This is a genomic window from Allotamlana fucoidanivorans (assembly GCF_006265225.1).
Taxonomy (GTDB): domain Bacteria; phylum Bacteroidota; class Bacteroidia; order Flavobacteriales; family Flavobacteriaceae; genus Allotamlana; species Allotamlana fucoidanivorans.
This window is the reverse complement of sequence record NZ_VDCS01000016.1, coordinates 53,143-73,220: the sequence shown is the minus strand read 5'-3', so window position 1 is coordinate 73,220 and position 20,078 is coordinate 53,143. Positions and strand designations below refer to the sequence as shown.

Annotated in this window: 22 protein-coding genes; 18 read left to right on the top strand and 4 right to left on the bottom strand. The window is 34.2% G+C overall.

From position 1 onward, the window contains the following. The first annotated feature begins 126 nt into the window (after positions 1–126). The 18 genes from FGF67_RS15370 to tsaB all read left to right on the top strand — a co-directional run bounded on the left by FGF67_RS15370 (position 127) and on the right by tsaB (position 15,613). On the top strand, positions 127–531 hold the full coding sequence (locus FGF67_RS15370) for a hypothetical protein (protein WP_139698646.1): 405 nt from the start codon (positions 127–129) through the stop codon (positions 529–531). Positions 532–953: 422 nt separating this feature from the next. Then, on the top strand, positions 954–1,442 hold the full coding sequence (locus tag FGF67_RS15365; protein ID WP_139698645.1) for a hypothetical protein: 489 nt from the start codon (positions 954–956) through the stop codon (positions 1,440–1,442). Between the two features lie 60 nt (positions 1,443–1,502). Then, the gene (locus FGF67_RS15360; protein ID WP_139698644.1) at positions 1,503–2,807 is read left to right on the top strand and encodes a S8 family serine peptidase; all 1,305 of its coding nucleotides are present in this window, start codon (positions 1,503–1,505) and stop codon (positions 2,805–2,807) included. Beyond that, the gene (locus tag FGF67_RS15355; RefSeq protein ID WP_139698643.1) at positions 2,765–3,781 is read left to right on the top strand and encodes a hypothetical protein; all 1,017 of its coding nucleotides are present in this window, start codon (positions 2,765–2,767) and stop codon (positions 3,779–3,781) included. The genes FGF67_RS15360 and FGF67_RS15355 overlap by 43 nt, the downstream gene beginning before the upstream one ends. Positions 3,782–3,913: 132 nt before the next feature. Further along, positions 3,914–4,807 carry a heme o synthase gene (gene cyoE, locus FGF67_RS15350; RefSeq protein WP_139698642.1) on the top strand — a complete coding sequence of 298 codons (894 nt, stop codon included), beginning with the start codon at positions 3,914–3,916 and terminating at the stop codon, positions 4,805–4,807. 3 nt (positions 4,808–4,810) lie between these two features. Continuing rightward, positions 4,811–5,392, top strand: coding sequence for a cytochrome c oxidase subunit 3 (locus FGF67_RS15345; protein WP_139698641.1), 582 nt, complete (start codon positions 4,811–4,813; stop codon positions 5,390–5,392). A 149-nt stretch (positions 5,393–5,541) separates the two neighbouring features. Further along, a complete protein-coding gene (locus tag FGF67_RS15340) occupies positions 5,542–6,525 on the top strand; it encodes a cytochrome c oxidase subunit 3 (protein WP_139698640.1) in 984 nt (327 codons plus the stop codon). An 18-nt stretch (positions 6,526–6,543) separates the two neighbouring features. Beyond that, positions 6,544–6,924 carry a cytochrome C oxidase subunit IV family protein gene (locus FGF67_RS15335; protein WP_139698639.1) on the top strand — a complete coding sequence of 127 codons (381 nt, stop codon included), beginning with the start codon at positions 6,544–6,546 and terminating at the stop codon, positions 6,922–6,924. Positions 6,925–7,017: 93 nt separating this feature from the next. Continuing rightward, positions 7,018–7,737 (top strand): hypothetical protein, encoded by a 720-nt coding sequence (locus FGF67_RS15330; RefSeq protein WP_139698638.1) that lies wholly within the window; start codon positions 7,018–7,020, stop codon positions 7,735–7,737. 4 nt (positions 7,738–7,741) lie between these two features. Beyond that, positions 7,742–8,485, top strand: a complete 744-nt coding sequence (locus FGF67_RS15325) for an SCO family protein (protein ID WP_139698637.1) — start codon at positions 7,742–7,744, stop codon at positions 8,483–8,485. Further along, a complete protein-coding gene (locus FGF67_RS15320) occupies positions 8,478–9,014 on the top strand; it encodes a DUF420 domain-containing protein (protein ID WP_139698636.1) in 537 nt (178 codons plus the stop codon). The genes FGF67_RS15325 and FGF67_RS15320 overlap by 8 nt, the downstream gene beginning before the upstream one ends. 2 nt (positions 9,015–9,016) lie before the next feature. Next, positions 9,017–9,232: a hypothetical protein gene (locus tag FGF67_RS15315; protein WP_139698635.1), complete on the top strand. Its 216-nt coding sequence runs from the start codon at positions 9,017–9,019 to the stop codon at positions 9,230–9,232. Positions 9,233–9,305: 73 nt separating this feature from the next. Then, positions 9,306–10,007 carry an ABC transporter ATP-binding protein gene (locus FGF67_RS15310; RefSeq protein ID WP_139698634.1) on the top strand — a complete coding sequence of 234 codons (702 nt, stop codon included), beginning with the start codon at positions 9,306–9,308 and terminating at the stop codon, positions 10,005–10,007. After that, complete coding sequence (locus tag FGF67_RS15305; protein ID WP_139698633.1) at positions 10,000–11,229, top strand: ABC transporter permease; 1,230 nt, start codon at positions 10,000–10,002, stop codon at positions 11,227–11,229. Before FGF67_RS15310 ends, FGF67_RS15305 begins: the two co-directional genes overlap by 8 nt. A gap of 2 nt (positions 11,230–11,231) precedes the next feature. Then, positions 11,232–12,476, top strand: a complete 1,245-nt coding sequence (locus FGF67_RS15300; protein ID WP_139698632.1) for an ABC transporter permease — start codon at positions 11,232–11,234, stop codon at positions 12,474–12,476. A 12-nt stretch (positions 12,477–12,488) separates the two neighbouring features. After that, on the top strand, positions 12,489–13,613 hold the full coding sequence (locus FGF67_RS15295; protein ID WP_139698631.1) for an efflux RND transporter periplasmic adaptor subunit: 1,125 nt from the start codon (positions 12,489–12,491) through the stop codon (positions 13,611–13,613). Beyond that, positions 13,591–14,931, top strand: a complete 1,341-nt coding sequence (locus tag FGF67_RS15290) for a TolC family protein (RefSeq protein ID WP_158293232.1) — start codon at positions 13,591–13,593, stop codon at positions 14,929–14,931. The genes FGF67_RS15295 and FGF67_RS15290 overlap by 23 nt, the downstream gene beginning before the upstream one ends. Before the next feature lies 1 nt (position 14,932). Further along, entirely contained in the window at positions 14,933–15,613 is a 681-nt protein-coding gene (gene tsaB, locus FGF67_RS15285) for a tRNA (adenosine(37)-N6)-threonylcarbamoyltransferase complex dimerization subunit type 1 TsaB (protein ID WP_233244100.1), read from the top strand. On the opposite strand, the gene FGF67_RS15280 is transcribed toward tsaB, so the two are convergent. From FGF67_RS15280 to FGF67_RS15265, 4 genes are all read right to left on the bottom strand, one after another. Then, positions 15,610–16,425 carry a mechanosensitive ion channel family protein gene (locus FGF67_RS15280; RefSeq protein WP_139698629.1) on the bottom strand — a complete coding sequence of 272 codons (816 nt, stop codon included), beginning with the start codon at positions 16,423–16,425 and terminating at the stop codon, positions 15,610–15,612. The genes tsaB and FGF67_RS15280 overlap by 4 nt on opposite strands. An 87-nt stretch (positions 16,426–16,512) precedes the next feature. After that, positions 16,513–16,866 (bottom strand): DUF1304 domain-containing protein, encoded by a 354-nt coding sequence (locus FGF67_RS15275; RefSeq protein ID WP_139698628.1) that lies wholly within the window; start codon positions 16,864–16,866, stop codon positions 16,513–16,515. After that, on the bottom strand, positions 16,863–18,971 hold the full coding sequence (locus FGF67_RS15270; RefSeq protein ID WP_139698627.1) for a thioredoxin domain-containing protein: 2,109 nt from the start codon (positions 18,969–18,971) through the stop codon (positions 16,863–16,865). Before FGF67_RS15270 ends, FGF67_RS15275 begins: the two co-directional genes overlap by 4 nt. A gap of 90 nt (positions 18,972–19,061) precedes the next feature. Next, complete coding sequence (locus FGF67_RS15265; RefSeq protein ID WP_139698626.1) at positions 19,062–19,964, bottom strand: NifU family protein; 903 nt, start codon at positions 19,962–19,964, stop codon at positions 19,062–19,064. Positions 19,965–20,078 lie beyond the last annotated feature (114 nt).

Here is a 20,078-nt window from a genome sequence, read left to right as displayed (position 1 = left end):
TTTATGGGTTTTCCATACTAAGCAAATGTTAAAATTACTTGTTTTAGGCAACAGGAAGTAAGATTAAACGTATTTAAATGATTTTTTTTCTTACATTTACAATATAAGCTAAAACCCCCAAGTGTTATGAAAAACTCAATTGTAATACTCGCAATGTTAGCCTTAATCATTGTAGGCTGCGATAAAGACAATATGCCAATTGAAATGAACCCTAAAAATGCTATTTTGGGTAAATGGGAAATCACACATTTGGGAAGTACCCCAATTGAAAACCCAATATCTTACAGTGAGTATTTGTTTGATAGCATATTAATAGTTTACAACTACGAAGAGAAAAAATACTATAACCAAAAATATTGGATCAAAGACTCAATTCTATATGAAACATATGATTTTATTGATGCAATAGATAATGATACCATAATATTTGTCCATAGATACAAATTTCAGTTTTTAGATAAAAATAGTTTAAGATTGGATTTCTTAGACCCGGCATTAATACCAACTTCATTTCATAAACGTATAAATTAAAATAAGCATGAAAAAATCACTTAGCTTGTGTATATTTCTACTATTATGCTTTTTAGGTATTTCGCAAAACCAAGAGAAAGTAGGTAAAATTAGTAAAAACTCCAAGGGCATTATTACCTCTGTTATATTTTTAAATGTTATGCAGAAAAGCAAAATCCCTACATCAGACAATGCTTTTTTTGAGGTTTATTTAAATATAAGTTCTAACAATCAATTAAAAAAAAACACCACATAAATCTTCCTCAGTCTGTTAGGTGGGATTTATCTTTCGCCAACTTCACAATAAACTATATACCAATGATATATTAACAAATTAAAAAAGGAAAGGCGACTACAAGGTAGCGCGCCTTTCATACAAAATTAAATTAAACAATCGCCACAATTATTTAATTCAACATACAACAATATAAAAATTTTGAATAATGAGAAAATCTACTCTTAATAATGTACTATTTGGTTACCTATTTTTATTGGTTCTACTTACGTTAATATACCGTTGTAGTAATAATACTGAAGAAAAGTTAGATGATTGTGGTTGTGAATCTGAAAATATTGATTCCGTACCAAGTAAAAACTTCTCTGAAGTACCTATAGAAGAACAAACGAGTGGCCTTTTGTTTTTTAAGAGACCTGAAAATGTGGATTATGTTTTTGATGATAAACACGACGGGCAATACAATAACCGGTTTTGGATTTTTCAAGGTGTTAATGGCTGTAATAATTGTCAGCGAAAATTTGCTGTATGCAATGAAGGTTATTTGGGTAGGGAATATGATTTTTTAAAAGTCAGCAATGATTCAATTCCTGTAAGGTTTAGGGGTGACCTTAAGTTTTTATGTGTTGAACCATTTATTACACCAGCTGATTATTTCTATTCAGAAATAAAGCTCACATTAATTGAGCGACCATAATTCAAAATTTTTAAATAATAAAAAAAACTGTATACTTTAATCTTGTGTTTTTCTTGTCTTTTGATTAACGCACAAGACTTTTACTATAATGGGAACAAAAAAATTAAAATCCATAAATCAAATAAATCTTTTATATCCTTCGAAAATCCGAATAAAGTTATTAGTGAGGGTTTTGAAGAGATTAAAACATTTTCAGCCAAGGGCTTTAACCTTTTTTTAAAGAAAAAGGACAAATTTTCTACAAAGGAATTTAAAAGACAAAACCTAAATCAAATCATACCTGCTGTTTTGCTTGATGGAGATGATGAGTTTGAGATGTTTCCAACAAAAATTGTTCGTGTCAAACTGAAGCCAGGATTAAATAAAGAACATGTTTTAGAACTTTTTGTCAATAACGAAATTATAAAAATTGAAGAAAAGTATGATGTTCTTCGAATTAAGATAAGGGACATTTTAAAATCTTTAGAAATTGCAAATAAAATCTTTGAATCTGGAATAGCCGAGTTCTCGGTTCCAGATTTTTATATACCAATACAAATATATCAAGAAGACCCACTGTTTCCTTTGCAATTTCAAATGCATAATACTGGTCAGATAATTAATGGAGTGCCAGGAGTCAATGATATTGATTGCAACGCACTAGAAGCCTGGAATGTTAATTTGGGAGATAATGTAACCGTTGCAATTTTAGATCAAGGTATGGAAAACCATGAGGATTTTGGGAATCGCCTTATTGATGGTTTTACACCAGCTACCAATGGCACTGGTGTGCCTATAGAGAATAATGCCACGCACGGTATGAATTGTGCAGGAGTTGTTGGAGCATCAGATGATGACTTAGGGTTGAGAGGTGTTGCCCCTAATGTAAATTTTTTGTCAGTAAATATTTTCGCCAATGGTACAACCAGTGGGGATATAGCTGATGGAATTCAATGGGCTATTGACAATGGAGCGGATGTATTAAGTAATTCTTGGGGTTATTCAAATGCACCCTGTGGGTTTACAGACATTAATATTGAAAATGCCATACAAAATGCGGTCACCAATGGAAGAAATGGAGCTGGCTGCGTAGTGGTCTTTGCTGCTGGGAACGGGGGAGGTTGCGTTGAATATCCAGCTTCAAATGCCAATGTGATTTCTGTTGGAGCAATAGATAATCGTGGCAACTTGTTCAATTACAGTGCAAGAGGTCCTGAAATCGATTTGGTAGCACCTTCAGGTGAAACTAATTATTTAGGAAATGTTAGGACTACTGATAGAATGGGTGCTACAGGAAGGGTAGCTGGAAATTATGAGCCAAGTTTTGGTGGTACTTCAGCTGCATGTCCAGTAGTTTCTGGTGTTGCTGCCCTATTCTATCTATAAACCCAGGACTTACCCAACAAGAAGTTAGGGATATTTTGGAAAATACTGCTACAGATATGGGAGTAAATGGTTTTGACAATAATTTCGGTAATGGTAGAGTTAATGCTTTTGCAGCAGTTCAAGCCGCTCTTCCGCAACCCGAGATTTTGGGCATATCTTCAATCTGTAATTCAGCTAATGAAACATTTACATTGTTAAACAACACGGAATTAGTAACTTGGGAAACATCAAGTAATTTAACTACAATCTCATCCAATAACACTAGTATAACTGTATGTGCAATAAATTCGTCGGTTAGTGGCTGGGGTTATGTAAGAGCTACTACTTCTGCTGTTACGGTACAAAAAGATGTTTGGGTAGGAACCCCAAAAGCAGTTTTAGTGAGTGGGGAACCTCAATATGGAGGTAGTTATGTTACAGGGCAGAATATTTATTTGAATTTTGAAGATGAGGCACAACAAGTCTGGCCATATATAAATGATTCTAATTTTCAATTTAGAAAAGCAACCTCTTATAATTACGATTACCATTTAGTAACTAAATCTGGACAAACTATAGTGCTTCAAATAGATTCATCGAATTATTGTGCTATAGATATAGAAGTTAGGTTTAAAAATGAATGTGGTTGGGGCCCTTGGAAATATTATGAATGGTTCCTTGACCTAGGAGGTGGGGGATATTATTACAGTGTTTATAACAACACTTCAAGTAATGAACTAAATGTTGAGATTTTTGAGAGTGATGATTCTAAGGACATACAGTCTAGTGATTTTCAAAGAGGATTGTCTAACACATTAAAAGATGAATATGATATTATTATAGCTGATTTATATGGGATTATAAAATATAAGGGCAGCAAAAAGAAAGATAAAGTTCTAAAAATAAATACCGCAAGTTGGCCAAAAAGTATTTACTTTATTAACATGACAAATAGCAAAGGAAAAACAGTAAACAAAGGCTTTGCCATAGAATAGTTAAATGACGTGCTTTATTTAAAAGGAGCTTCCTAAGTTAATTTATTGATTTGGGTAGCTCCTTTTATGATTAAAACCATTGTCAAAATACTTTAATCCAGTATCTTTGCACTCGCAAAACAAAAAAGAGCATTGGGTAAGTCAAAATCTTCAGCAGCAACTCCTTCCGTAATTTCAGATTTTAAAGAGATTTCTAAAATGCGCTTGTCTTTAAGTGTTGTTTTTTCTTCTCTAGCGGGTTACCTTTTGGGAGTGGATACCGTTGACTTTCAAACGTTGATTTTATTAGCATTTGGAGGTTATTTTATGGTAGGAGCGTCAAATGCCTTCAATCAAATTATTGAAAAGGATTTAGATGCGCTTATGAGTAGAACGCAAAATAGACCCATTCCTTCAGGAAGAATGTCGGTAAACACAGCGTTTGTCATTGCTAGTATTTTTACGTTATTAGGCATTATGGTATTGTATAGCATCAACAAGCAAACAGCTATGTTTGGTGCTATTTCTATCTTTTTATATACCTGTGTTTACACACCACTAAAAACAAAAACACCACTAGCCGTTTTTGTTGGAGCTATTCCTGGAGCTATTCCATTTATGTTAGGTTGGGTAGCCGCTACAAACGATTTTGGTATTGAACCTGGAACCTTATTTGCTCTACAGTTCTTTTGGCAGTTTCCTCATTTTTGGGCTATAGGTTGGTTTCTTTATGACGATTATAAAAAAGCAGGGTTTTTTATGCTTCCAACAGGTAAACAAGATAGGGGAACGGCTGTACAAACCATTATGTACACCATTTGGACAATGTTGGTGTCTATTATTCCTGTATTTGGATTTACAGGTAAGTTGCAATTATCAATAGCAGCGGCTGTTATAGTGTTTGGCTTAGGGGTATGGATGCTATATTACGCGGTAAGGTTGTTTAAATTAATGACAGTAAAGGCAGCAAGACAGCTCATGATTGTTAGTGTGTCTTATATCTCATTATTACAAATAGTATACGTTTTAGATAAATTTATTCGATAAATTATGGACTTAACTCAAGGTACGCAAGAAGAAAAAAATAGCAGAGCAAAAAAAATGATGCTGTGGTTTGGTATCATCTCTCTAGTCATGTCTTTTGCTGGTTGGACCAGTGCTTTTGTGGTAAGTAGTTCAAGACCAGATTGGTTAAAAGATTTTGAGCTGCCACAAGCTTTTCTTATCAGTACTATTTTAATCGTTTTGAGTAGTATCACCTTCGTTTTGGCAAAAAGAGCACTTAAAACTAATAACCATAAGGCAACATCACTTTGGTTAGTGGTTACATTTGTGCTAGGATTAGGCTTTATTGTTAATCAGTTTTCGGGTTTCCAACAAATAATAGATTTAGGTTATAATTTTACGGGGCCAACAAGTAATGTGACTATGTCATACATTTATTTAATTGCTATGGCTCATATTCTCCATGTCATTGCAGGTATGGTTTGTTTGGTTGTTGTAATTTATAATCATTTTAAACAGAAGTATTCAGCATCAAATATGCTTGGTGTAGATTTAGCGGCAACCTTTTGGCATTTCATTGATATTCTATGGGTATACCTGTTTCTTTTCTTATATTTTGTGCGATAGTTTTATTTTCAGAAATAAAAAAAGTAAAAATAATTAGGTAACATTCAGTGAAACTGATATTTATCATTGTTTAAAATTTACAAGCGTATATTTCGTCAGATAAATAAAATGATTATTTTTGTGCAACTTTTAAAAAACAACCATTACATATGAGCACTACAGTTGTAAATGCTGCAGCAGAAGGTAAAACTTGGGGTGGAGGGAATGAACCTCTAAAAGCAAGTTATGGTAAAATGATGATGTGGTTTTTCATCGTTTCTGATGCATTAACATTTTCAGGGTTTTTAGCAGCCTACGGATTTTCAAGATTCAAATTTATCGATGCATGGCCAATAGCCGATGAGGTGTTTACACACTTTCCGTTTTTACATGGTGTTGATGCACCGATGTACTATGTGGCTTTCATGACCTTTGTACTTATTATGTCTTCTGTAACTATGGTATTGGCGGTAGATGCAGGACATCATTTAAACAAATCGAAGGTGACCCTTTATATGTTCTTAACCATCATTGGAGGTTTAATTTTCGTTGGATCACAGGCTTGGGAATGGAATACCTTTATTAAAGGAGATTATGGTGCGGTGCAAACAAAAGGTGGTAATATTTTACAGTTTGTAGATACTGAAGGACATCGTGTAGCTCTTAGAGATTTTGTGGCTGTTGATGCACATGCCGAGAGAACGCAGCATGAGCGCAAAAGCGGTCTATGGTTTGTTTCTGAAGGTTCTTTGCCAAGCTATACGGTTGAAGAAGTTATTGCAGGTTTAGAAGCACATGATAATGTGCTGGTAAGAACACAACTTATAAACGAAGAAGGCGAAAAAACAGTGTTATCTAGATCTGAATCATTAAAACAGTTAAAGGAAAACGGAAAAATTGTTGTAGAAGGTGCTAATTTAAGGGTGAATGAGTATGGGTCACCATTGTTTGCAGATTTCTTTTTCTTTATTACTGGTTTTCATGGTTTCCACGTATTTTCTGGTGTAGTAATTAATATTATTATATTCTTTAACGTTGTTCTTGGTACATATGAAAGACGTAAGAACTACGAAATGGTTGAAAAGGTTGGATTATATTGGCACTTTGTAGATTTAGTTTGGGTATTTGTATTTACATTCTTCTACCTTGTTTAATTTATTTTTTAGAGAGACATGGCACACGAACACAATTTAGCAATATTAAGAGGTTTAATTAAATTTAAATCTAATACTCAAAAGATTTGGGGTGTTTTAATATTATTATCTATCGTAACAACAGTTGAAGTTGCTTTAGGTATTGTGAAACCTGAATGGTCAATGGCCCAGGTTTTAGGAATGAAACTTTTAAACTGGATATTTATCATTTTAACCATTGTAAAAGCGTATTATATTACTTGGGATTTCATGCATATGCGTGATGAAACTAAAGGATTAAGACGTGCGGTAGTATGGACAGCCATCTTCCTAATCATCTATTTGATTTTTATTTTGTTACAAGAAGGTGGTTACGTATTCAGAGTTTATGATAACGGATATATTAAGCGTGATTTTTAACAAAGCATTATAAGTTAAATAAGTATATAGAGGCGGTTTTTAAACCGCCTTTTTTTAATTTTGTGGGCGCTAGTTTGGGCAAAAATATTTAAAATGAATTATAAAAAAATAAGTAGATATGTGGTTTTAGGGATTTTATTCTTTCTTCCTGTTACTTTTTTATTGTTTTTGTATCCTGCTACCCACAACTATACACCACTAGAGATTGTTAATACATCAGTATCCGATTTGCAAATGTTTCAATCGGATGCAGAAGAAACAATTGAGCTTTCAAATCATATTACCGTACTAGGGTTTTTAGGGGGTCATCCAAATCAAAATACTACAGCAGCCTTAAATATAAAGGAATTGGTGTATGACAAGTTTAAAGGGTTCAAAAAATTTCAAATTGTTATTGTAATGCCATTTGGTACAGAGAAAGATGTTGAAAAACTTCGAAACGAAATAAGTGCCTACGAAGACTTGAAATTTTGGCATTTTGTGTTTGGTGAACCATCAAACATACAAAGGTTGTATTTTAGTTTAAAAAGTGATCAGGAACTTTCTGAAGAGTTGTACACGCCTTCTGTTTTTATTATAGATAAAGATCTAAATCAACGTGGCCGACTTGATGATAGAACAGATAGAGAAATTGAAAAAAACAATACCATTTATAGTTTATATAGTTATAATAGCATTGAAGTAGCTGATATAAAAAATAAAATGAGTGATGATTTACGTATTTTATTTACCGAATATAGGCAGAAAAGAAAGGGTGAATTTAATTCGGATATTAGACGGGCCGATGATTTAATAGGAGACGAAGAAAATTAAAGCGATGAAAAAAACAAACTATTCATATATAGGTATAGCCTTTGTTCTTTTGGTGTTTGGAATCATTTTTATTCCAAGAATTGTTGATAGAATTTCAAACGAAGATATCATAAGGAACGAAAGTAGGAGCGATTTTGCTAATCAAAACAAATCAGAATCGTCTGATCTTGCTTATATTGAGATCAACGGAAATGCTAAAAAAGTACCAGATTTTTCATTTACTAATCAGTTAGGGCAAACCGTTACCAATAAACATTATGAAGGCAAGGTATATCTTGTTGAATTCTTTTTTACAACTTGTCCAACTATTTGTCCTCGCATGAGTAAAAATCTGGTTCAAATTCAAAATGTATTCAAAGATTTTGAAGACTTTGGTGTGGCTTCCTTTACCATAAACCCAGATTATGATACCCCAGAAGTTTTAAAAGCCTATGCTGATGAATATGGTATGACTAACCCCAATTGGCATCTAATGACAGGCGAAAAAGAAGCCATTTATAAACTGTCAAATGAAGGGTTTAATTTATATTCGGCTGAAGAATCGGAGGCACCAGGAGGTTTTGAACATTCAGGAAATTTTGCGCTCATTGATAAGAATGGATTTATTCGCTCAAGAAAAGATGCTTACGGAAATCCTATTATTTACTACCGAGGCATTGTTTCAGAGGAAGAAAAAGTAGATGATGATGGGGTAGAAGAAGAAATTAGTGCATTAAAAGAAGATATTAAAAAACTACTCAATGAATAACCCAACAAAAACATCTGAAGATACAAAATATAACAAGCTAATTATTGCGTTATCTGTTGTCATTCCTTTAGCGGTTGCGGGATTATTTGGGGTAAAAATTGATTATAAGTTACCTGTGTTTTTGCCTCCTATTTATGCTTCTATCAATGCGCTTACAGCTTTGATTTTGGCATTGGCATTTATGGCTATAAGGAATAAAAAAGTAAAACTTCATGAAAGGCTCATGAAGTTTGCTATTGTACTATCTGTATTGTTTTTAGTGATGTATGTGGCCTATCACATGACTAGTGATTCTACAAAGTTTGGAGGTGAAGGGGTGGTTAAGTATTTCTATTATTTTATTTTATTGACCCATATTGTGATGTCTGTTGCTGTGATACCATTTGTGCTTATAACTTATGTAAGAGGCATTACAAACCATATTGAAAAACATAAAAAAATTGCTAAAATCACATTCCCCTTGTGGTTTTATGTAGCTGTAACTGGCGTTGTGGTTTATATTATGATTTCACCTTATTATTTACAATAGCTATGAAACGAAAAGTACTTTTTGGCCTTTTTGTAATGACTCAAGTAGTTAGCTATGCCCAATGTGCTATGTGTAGGGCTGTTTTAGAAAGTGAACAAGGGCAGTCTGCAGCCGAAGGGATTAACGATGGTATAGTGTATTTAATGGCTATCCCTTATTTGCTTATTGGAGGTCTTGGGTATTTTATTTATTGGAAGTACAAGACGTTAAAAAAATAATAAATAATTTTTTGGTCGGAATTTGTAACATTTCTTTGTAATAGGAGTCTAATTTACAAAGCTAATCATCAGGATGTTAAAAATTCAACAACTTCACAAATCCTATCCTATAGGAGACTCTAGTTTACATGTTTTAAAAGGAATTGATCTCAACGTTGAAGAAGGCGAAATGGTTGCTATTATGGGGTCATCGGGCTCGGGGAAATCAACCTTGTTAAATATTATTGGAATTTTAGACGAAGCAGACTCAGGAGAATATATTCTTGATGGGTTACCTATAAAGAATTTAACCGAAAAAAAGGCGGCCGTATACAGAAACAAATTTCTAGGTTTTATTTTCCAATCCTTTAATCTGATTAATTACAAAACAGCCCTTGAAAATGTGGCCTTACCTCTGTATTATCAGGGGATGAAGCGTAAAGAACGGCAAGAGAAAGCCATGTTTCATTTAGATAAAGTGGGTTTGGCAAATTGGGCAAAGCATTTGCCTAAAGAACTTTCTGGTGGTCAAAAACAGCGTGTAGCTATTGCAAGAGCATTAGCTGCAAATCCGAAATTGTTGCTCGCCGATGAGCCAACAGGAGCTCTAGATACTAAGACCTCGCATGATATTATGGCTTTTATTCAGAAACTTAACGATGAAGGCAAAACCATTTTGATGGTAACTCATGAAGAAGATATAGCTAATATGTGTAAACGTATTGTTCGATTGAGAGACGGTGTTATTATGGAAGATACCAAGGTAAACCAAGTGAGAGCAGAACAATATGTTTGATTTAGACCTTTGGCGGGAAATATTTCAGAGTATAAATAAAAACAGAACGCGAAGTTTATTGTCTGGTTTTACAGTAACTTTTGCTATTCTACTTTTTGCTATTTTGTTTGGTATAGCCAATGGTTTAAAAAACACCTTTAAAGAGGCTTTTGGTACAGATGCTAATAACTCCATTATTATTTTTCCAGGTAGAACTTCTATTGCCCATAAAGGGAATCAGGTTGGTAAACGCATTCAGTTTAAAAATGAAGACCGTGATTTTATTCTAGATAAGTTTGGAGATAAGGTGCAGTTTTTTACATCTAAAGTAAATAAAAATTTAAATGCCTCTTTCCAAGGAGAGAAAAATACGTATGAGGTAAGAGGTGTTTATCCAGAGTATATGTTCATTGAGAATAATGTGGTTAAAGATGGCCGTTATATTAATCAACATGATATTGAAAATCGGGCTAAGGTTGTTGTCATTGGTCAGGTGGTTGAGAACGAACTCTTTTATAAAGTAAACCCAATTGGTAAGTATATAAATCTAGGAGGTATTCCTTATAAAGTGGTCGGTGTTTTTACCGATGATGAAGGCGATAATGAAGAAAAAGTTATTTATATGCCTATAAGTACCACGCAATTTATATATGGCAATAATGATTTTGTTGATTTAATGCATTTAACCTATAATCCTGAGATGAATTCAGATCAGGCATTGGCCTTTGGGAATTCTATTAAAAGAAGTCTTAAAGAAAAATTTGAGGTAGCCCGTAATGACCAAAGAGCTATTCGTTTGTTTAACATGGCTCAAGGAACAAAACAAGCAGATATAATGACCTTTAGCTTAACGGTAATTATTCTAGTGATTGGTTTTGGAACCTTAATAGCTGGTATTGTGGGGATTAGTAATATCATGATTTTTATTGTGAAAGAGCGCACCAAAGAAATTGGTATTAGGAAGGCCTTAGGGGCATCGCCTCGTTCTATTGTTTCTATTATTTTAATTGAGTCTATTATCATCACGGCCGTTGCAGGTTATATAGGGCTTTTGGCAGGTGTTGGTGTTTTAGAACTGGTAGGGCCAAGCCTTGAAGTCTATTTTATAAAAGATCCAGGAGTAAGTAATAGTTTGGTTATTGGAGCAACCATTACATTAGTGATAGCAGGAGCTATAGCAGGCTATTTACCCGCAAAAAAAGCATCAAAAATAAAACCTATAGTAGCCTTAAGGAATGATTAACTATGTTTAGATTTTTATTTGACAGAGATACTTGGCAAGAAGTTTTAGATAGCTTGAGCAAAAACAAGCTTAGGTCTATCTTAACTATGGTTGGGGTTTGGTGGGGTATTTTGTTGCTTATTGGATTATTGGGATCAGCAAGAGGATTAGAAAATTCATTCAACAGACTTTTTGGAGATTTTGCCACAAATAGTGTATTTGTTTGGGGGCAAAGAACAGGGAAACCATTTAAAGGGTTTCAGGAAAACAGACGGGTAAGGTTAACCCTTACTGATGCTAAAAAAATTGAGGAGAATGTTGAGGGTATTGAGTTTGTATTGCCACGGAGTCAACAAAGCGTTACAATAACCAAAGATTTTTTAACTGGAAGCTTTCAGGTGGCGGGTGATTATCCGTTACTAGATCAACTACAAAAGAAAAAATTAACGCATGGTCGCTTTATCAATCAAAATGATATTGATGATAGAAAGAAAATAGCCGTGATTTCTGATGGGGCTTATGAGCAGTTGTTCAAAAAAGATGAAGATGCTATCGGGGCCTATATTGAAGTGAATGGTATCAATTTTAAAGTGGTTGGCGTTTTTGAACGTGGCAATGTAAATATGGGGCCCTCAACCGATGTGCATATACCTTTTACTACATTTCAGCAAATATTTAACCGAGGAGATCGTATTGGTTGGATGATGATAACAGGAAAACCAGATTATAGTATTAAGCAAATTGAGGATGATGCTAAGTTATTATTGAAAAACTTAAATGATATTCACCCAGAAGACAAAAGAGCCTTTGGTAGTTTTAATTTAGGTAAAGAGTTTAAAAAAATGACTGGGTTTCTTACCGGAATGCAGTTTTTAACTTGGTTTGTAGGTATTGCTACTTTAATCGCAGGGGTTTTTGCTATTGGTAATATTTTGCTTATAACGGTAAAAGAACGTACCAAAGAAATTGGAGTAAGGCGGGCATTAGGGGCTACGCCGTTTGAAATAAAAAGACAAATTGTAGTAGAAGCGGTATTTATTACCCTGATTGCTGGAATATTTGGAATCATAACAGGAGGATGGATTTTAATTTTGTTAGATCACTTTTTCGGACAAGGGGATGAAGCGGCTATAGTAAATGCCTCTGTATCTATTGCCGTGGTGTTTATTGCGCTGGTTATACTCGTTATTTTAGGGACATTAATAGGACTAATTCCGGCTTTTAAAGCCACCAGTGTAAAACCCATAGAAGCATTAAGAGAAGAATAAACAATCAAAAAAATGAATAAAACAGTAAAAATTATTTTAGTACTCGTAGTGGTTATTTTGTTAGCCTTCGTTTTGAAATATTTTAAAGATGCCAATTCAAAAGCTATTGTCGATTTTAAGGTTGAAGAGCCTTTTATTACATCCATCAATACGAAAGCTGTGGCAACTGGAAAACTCAATCCGGAGGAAGAGGTTGAGCTAAAACCTCAAATTTCAGGTATTGTTGATAAAATTTTAGTAGAAGAAGGTGATCATGTGAAGAAAGGCGATCTTATTGCTACCATTAGAGTCGTACCAAATGAACAAAACCTAGTAAGTGCTAAGAGTAGAATAGCAACGGCTAAATTATCCTTTGAAAATGCAAATACGTTATACTTAAGAAACAAAGCTTTGTATGATAAAGGGGTCATTTCAAAACAAGATTTTGAAAATAGCGAGCTGTCCTATTTTCAGGCAAAAGAATCTTTAGTACAAGCTCAAAACGATTATCAAATCATTAAGTTAGGGTCTATTTCTGGAGGCAGTTCTGCCAATACCAATATTATTGCTCAAATACCCGGTACCATACTTGAAATTCCAGTTCGTGAAGGCGATCAGGTGATTCAAAGTAATAATTTTAATGCAGGAACAACCATTGCCACTATTGCAGATATGAGCAAGATGATTTTTGAAGGAAAAGTAGATGAGGCCGAAGTGGGTAAACTAGAAGAAGGGAAAGAAATAAAGGTGGTGTTAGGAGCTATTCAAGACAAAGAGTTTCCAGCTAACTTAACCTTTGTAGCACCCAAAGGAGTTGAAGAAAATGGCGCCGTTCAATTTACTATAAAGGCCGATGTTAAAATTGATACAGTAACAAATATTAGAGCAGGGTACAGTGCCAATGCTGAGATTGATATTGAAGGTAAAGAAGATGTTTTGGCTATTAGGGAGGCCTTGTTACAGTATAACAGAATAACGGAAAAACCATTTGTTGAAGTTCAAAATGAAACAGGCAAGTTTGAAAAGAAAGATGTTGAACTTGGGCTGTCTGATGGTATTAATGTTGAAATTGTAGAAGGCGTTAAGGAAGGGGATAAAATAAAGGTATGGAACAAAGCATCAAAAGATAATGAAGATGATAAAGATAAAGATGAATAAAGCATATTGTGTTTTTGGATTAGCATTGGTTTTTGGAACATGTGCCTTTGCGCAGCAAAAGTCGTGGTCCTTGCAAGCCTGTGTTAATCATGCTATTGAAAATAATATTTCTGTAAAACAGGGCAAAAACACGCTACTAAGTAATGAACAAGACGTTATAGCTGCAAAAGGTCAGTTTTTACCATCCGTAAACGCTAGTGCAGGACATAGCTTAACATTTGGTAACCAAGAAGTGTTTGAAGGACAGTTTGTTGATAGAACCTCTAACAGTACAAATTTTGGAGTGGGATTAAACCAAACCATTTTTAATGGTTTTAGATTAACTAACTTATACAAACAGTCTAAGTTAAATTTTGAAACCAATCAACTGGAATTGGATAGAATTCGAGATGATATATCATTAAATGTGGTTAATGCTTATTTAAATGTGCTTTTTAATAAAGAACGCTTAGAAACGGCTAAGGCACAGTATGAATATAGTAATACACTGTTAAAACAGGTGAAAGATTTAGTTGAAGCAGGCGTGCAACCTCGAGCAAATATTTTTGATACAGAAGCAACACTAAGTGCAGATGCTCAACAAGTAACGCTAGCTGAAAACAATTACAACTTAGCGTTACTCACACTATCACAGCTATTACAAGTGCCCTATAATGGTTTTGAAGTTGAAATTATTGAGGTAGATGCACCGTCATCAGCTATTTTGTATAATGATATACAACCCGTTTTAAATTATGCTTTTGCAAATAGAAATGAAGTTAAAGTAGCCGAAAAAAAGATAGAAAATGCAGAGCTTGGAACAAAAATACAGAAGAGTGCATTTTATCCAACCTTATCAGGGGGGTACTCCTTTGGGTCTAGTGCTTTTTATTCAAACCTTAGAGATGATGAGCCTAATTTTTGGGATCAGTTAGATAACCAGAAATCACATGGGTTTAGAGTCAATTTAAATATTCCCATTTTTTCTAGACTTCAAAATAAAACCTCGGTGGCAAAGGCTAAAATTCAGCAGGAAAATAGCTTACTTAACTTAGAACAGGTTAAGTTAGATTTAGAATCCAATATACAACGTGCTTTTACCGATGCGCAAGCGGCATTCAAGGCTTTTGTTGCAGCACAGAAATCTTTAGAGGCTCAGAAGTTGGCTTTTGAAAACTCAAAAAACAGATTTGATGTGGGGATTATTACCTCTTTTGATTTAGAGCAAGCCCGAATAAAATTAATCAATGCACAGTCGTCATTAATAAATGCTAAGTATGATTTTGTATTTAAGACAAAAGTTTTAGACTTTTACATGGGAAAACCTATAACAAATTAAAGTGAGCACTTATATACTTAATATTGAAACAGCAACTACAAATTGTTCTGTATCTGTTGCCAAAGATGGCGTAACTATAGCCTTAAAGGAAGATAATGATAAAGGCTATTCACATGCAGAGCGTTTGCATGTTTATATTGAAGCCGTTTTGGCAGAAGCACAGATTACAATGAATATGCTAGATGCTATTGCGGTAAGCAAAGGACCAGGGTCTTACACAGGTTTGCGCATAGGCGTGTCTGCCGCTAAAGGCTTGTGTTATGCCATAAATAAACCATTGATTTCAGTGCCTACACTTGAAGCCTTAGCGCATCAGGTTGAAGCCAATCAGGGTGTTATTGTGTCCATGTTAGATGCACGTCGTATGGAGGTTTACTCAGCTATTTATGATTATAAGTTTAATGAAATTAGGAAAACAGAGGCTCAAATTTTAGAAGACCGTTCATTTGAAAAGTATTTATTACAAGGTAAGGTGTTTTTTGTTGGAAATGGTGTTGCTAAAACGGTAGAGATTATAAAGCATCCTAATGCTATTTTTATAGAAGACAAGCTGCCATCATCAAAAGACATGAGTGCTTTGTCATTTAAGAGGTATAAAAAAAGCGACACCGAAGATGTCGCCTATTTTGAACCTTATTATTTAAAAGATTTTGTGGCTATAAAAGCCAAACCTAAACATTAAGCTTGTTTGTGTATTTCTACTTGATGAGGATATGGAATTTCAATACCAGCTTTGTCAAGTGCTTCTTTTACTTGTTCGGTAACCTCAAAGTATACTTTCCAATAGTCATCTGAAGTACTCCAAGGTCTTACAGCAAAGTTTACCGAGCTATCCGCTAATTCAGAAACATTTACAGAAGGAGCAGGCTCTTTTAAAATATTTGGGTGCGAAGTAAGTACGTTCATAATGACTTCTTTTGTTTGTTTGATGTCAGAATCATAACTCACGCCAAAAGTGAGGTCTACACGTCGGGTTCCTTCGGCTGAATAATTTACAATATTTCCGTTCGATAAAGAACCGTTTGGAATGATGATTTCTTTATTTGACAATCCTGTAAGTTTAGTCGTAAAAATTTCTATTTCTTTTACTACACCAATTTCGCCTTGTGCTTCAATTAAATCACCTATTTTAAAGGGTTTAAAAATCATAATTAAAACACCTCCTGCAAAATTTGATAGTGACCCTTGCAAAGCTAAGCCAACGGCTAAACCAGCTGCAGCAATAATGGCTGCGAATGACGTGGTTTCAACCCCTAAGGTGCCTAAAGCAACAATAATTAAAACAATTTTAAGCGCCCATCCTGCAAGGTTTAATAAAAACTTTTGAAGGCTTTCATCATAATTTCCTTTTGACATAACTTGCTTTGTGCCTCCTAGGAGTTTTTTTATTACCCAAGATCCAATAATCCAAATGGCAATAGCTCCAATAAGTTTAAGTCCGTAGTCTGCGGCTAAATCAATCCATTTTTCTGCGTCGATACTTTCTAAATCCATAAATTTTTAGTTTGTGTTATAAAATGTAAAATTAATTCTATTTTATTAGTTGTAGGAATTATAAAGGTAAAGAAATGTTTAAATGTATCATAGAAGAAAAGAGAGAATACCTAGAATTGCTGGAACAGACTGCACATAAAACAGTTTTAGTTGTTTTGTAGAAAAAGCGCCATAAACACCTGCAATAGTAACACAACAAAGAAAAAATAAAGCAAAATTCATGTTGTCTTTTATTATAGAAAACAAAAGACCAAAGGCCAGAAAGCCGTTGTATAAACCTTGATTTGCAGCCAACACTTTGGTGTCTTCAGCGAAGGATTTCGATTTTAATTTAAAAGTTGTTATGCCTTTGGGGGTTGTCCAGAGAAACATTTCCAGAATTAGAAAATAGATGTGTTCTAATGCTACTATAATGATTATTAGGACGGTAGATACATTCATTGCTTTATAAGTTTTATAGCGTCATCAACTTCAGAAACAGGAAGCTTACACGCTTTATTAACGCACACATATATTAAGGTTTTCTCTGGATTGTACCGATTTTCTAAAAGTGGCATAGAGTTTTCTTGAGTACTTCCAGCAATCAATTTATTAGGAATGTACGTTTTGTTGAGTTTGTTTATTTTATTTAGAGCATCATTCCCTACAATGGCTACTTCATAGAAAGGTTTAGCATATGTAAGCATTAGGTCATACCAATTAGAATACGCTGACGGATATTCCTGCATTTCTGGTTTTACATTGTTCAGCATGGTTTCAGCGGTTTTAGTATAGTCGGTATTATCAAAATAGTGTGATAATTTAAATAGGTTTTTAGCCATGATAGAATTGCTAGCAGGAATCACATTATCTCTGTATTCAATATTTCTTGAAATCAATGCGTTATCTTCGTTTGAAGTGAAATAAAACATCTTGCGGGCATCATCATAAAAATGATTGAACGTATATTGCATTAATAGGTTTGCTGTATTGAGCCAATTTTCGTCAATGGTTACTTCATATAAACTTATAAACGCATCAATAACAGTAGCATAATCTTCTAAATAACCATTTATTTTGCTAGTGCCTTCCTTATAGGTGTGATTAAGGCCTCCATCTTCACGTATTAATTTCTGCTTGATAAAATGAGCATTCTTTAGGGCGGTTTCTATATATTCTGTATTATTAAAAACACGATAAGCATCCACGTAACCCTTTAGCATTAAACCATTCCAAGAGGTTAGTATTTTATCATCTAATCTTGGTTTTTCTCGTTTACTTCTAGCATCTTTTAGTATAAGTTTCCAGTTTTTAACGGTCTCGTGGAGTTCTTTTTGAGTGATATGATACTTATTTGCTAAATCTTCATCATGCGCTTTTCTGATTAATACATAATGCCCTTTTTCCCAAAAACCAAAGTTGTTGATGTTGTAGTAATCTGAAAAAAGATCAAAGTCCTGGGTTATTAATGTTTGAAGCTCTTCTTTGGTCCAAATATAGTAGGCACCTTCCTCCAATTCTCCTGTTTCATTCATGCTGTCGGCATCTAAAGAAGCTAGAAAAGCACCTTCTTGGGTGGTGAGTTCACTTTTAACAAACGCAAGAGTTTCTTGCACAGTTTGTTGGTACAGATTGTTTTTTGTAAGCAGATAAGCATCAACATAAAGGCTAACGAGTTGAGCGTTGTCATATAGCATCTTTTCAAAATGAGGCACATGCCATTTCTCGTCTACAGAATACCTAGAAAACCCGCCTCCCACTTGATCAAAAATACCACCGTAGGCCATTTTGGTTAATGTTAGATTTATAAACTCTAATAAATCATCGTCCTTGTTTTGATGGGCATACCTAAGTAAAAAATGGTAGTTATTTGGCATCATAAACTTTTGGGTGCTTCGTAGTCCTCCAAATTGGTTGTCAAACCTTGTAGACCATTTTTTTACGGCATTTTCAATATCTGTAATCTCAAAAACAGGAGCTTCTGTGTTTAAGGCAATCATATCAAAGGATTCAACCCCTTTTTGAATGTTATTGGCTTGCTCCAAAAGTTTGTCAGGGTTTTCTTTGTATAGGTTAGATAATTGTTTAAGGGCACTCATCCACTGTTCTTTAGGTAAGTAGGTGCTTCCCCATATAGGTCTGCCATCGGGCAAAGCTACAATGTTAAGCGGCCAGCCACCATTGCCGTTGTTTAAAAGGTAGAGGGCATTCATATAGGTTTGGTCCACATCAGGCCGTTCTTCTCTATCAACTTTTATATTGACAAAATGTTCATTCATCACTTGAGCTACCAAACTGTCTTCAAAACTTTCATGCTCCATAACATGACACCAATGACAAGCAGAATACCCTACGCTAATAACCATTAATTTATCCTCTTGTTTTGCTTTTTTTAGAGTTTTATCATTCCAGGCGTGCCAATCTACTGGATTGTGGGCGTGTTGAAGTAGGTAAGGGCTGGTCTCATGAATAAGTTTGTTAGTATATTGATGCTCCTTCTCTTGTTGATTTTCTCCTTTACAGGCAAAAACAAAAATAGCAACGCTAAGTATTATAATGTTTCTCATAGAACCAAAGTTAGCATAATTTAGGTATAAAAAAAGCGCTCATATTTTGAACGCTTGTTTTGTGTTTTATGAAACTAAAAAATATTTTGATTAACCGTTTATCGCTTCAACCATTTCAACTTTTCCAGGAAGCATTTCTTTTAGCATATTTTCAATGCCGCTTTTTAGGGTGAAAGTGGATGACGGACAACCACTACAAGCCCCTTGAAGCATCACACTAACGTTTTTTGTGTTTTCATCATAGGCTATGAACTGAATGTTTCCGCCATCACTTGCAACTGCAGGTTTTACATATTCTTCAAGGATATTTACAATTTGCTTTGAAACATCATCTAAATGTTCAAATTGAGAATCTAATTGCTCGGTTGACTTTTGCATGGCTTCGGCAGCTCCAGCAGAAACAATTTCTTTTCCATTTTCAACATAATGCTTTATGAATTCACGAAGCTGAATGGTTATGTCTTCCCATTTGGTAATATCATATTTTGTGATAGAAACATAGTTTTCATCAAAAAATACACGTTTTACAAACGGAAAATGAAACAACTCTGTTGCTAATGGTGATAGTTTGGCATCATCAATAGAGGTAAATTCAAATAAAGCGGTAACCAGCTTTTTGTTGGCAACAAACTTCATTACAGATGGGTTAGGTGTACTTTCCGCATAAACCGTAACAGGTAATTTTTTTGGTGCGGCAGTATCTTCAATAATAACGCCTCCATCATTGAGATAGGCTTCAATTTGCTCTGCTACTTCATCCTTTACATCATTCCATTCTACAATATTATAGCGTTCTACAGCAATAAAATTTCCAGAAATATATACTTTTTTTACAAATGGCAGATAAAATAGTTGCTGGGCTAAAGGAGATGATTTCGCTTCATCAATATTATTAAATTCAAAACTTTGATGCTTTGTAATAAACTCGTTTAACTCAAATTTTATAATGGCGTTATTTGTTGTTTCTCGCACAGAAACCTTAAAATTTTTCATTTTAGCTAATTTTTTACAAAAATACTAAAAGAAAACATTAGTATCCATATATTTGAGTATTGTAGTTTTGTGAAATAAAATGCTTCTACTGGCGTTTTTTAATGGCCCAATCTA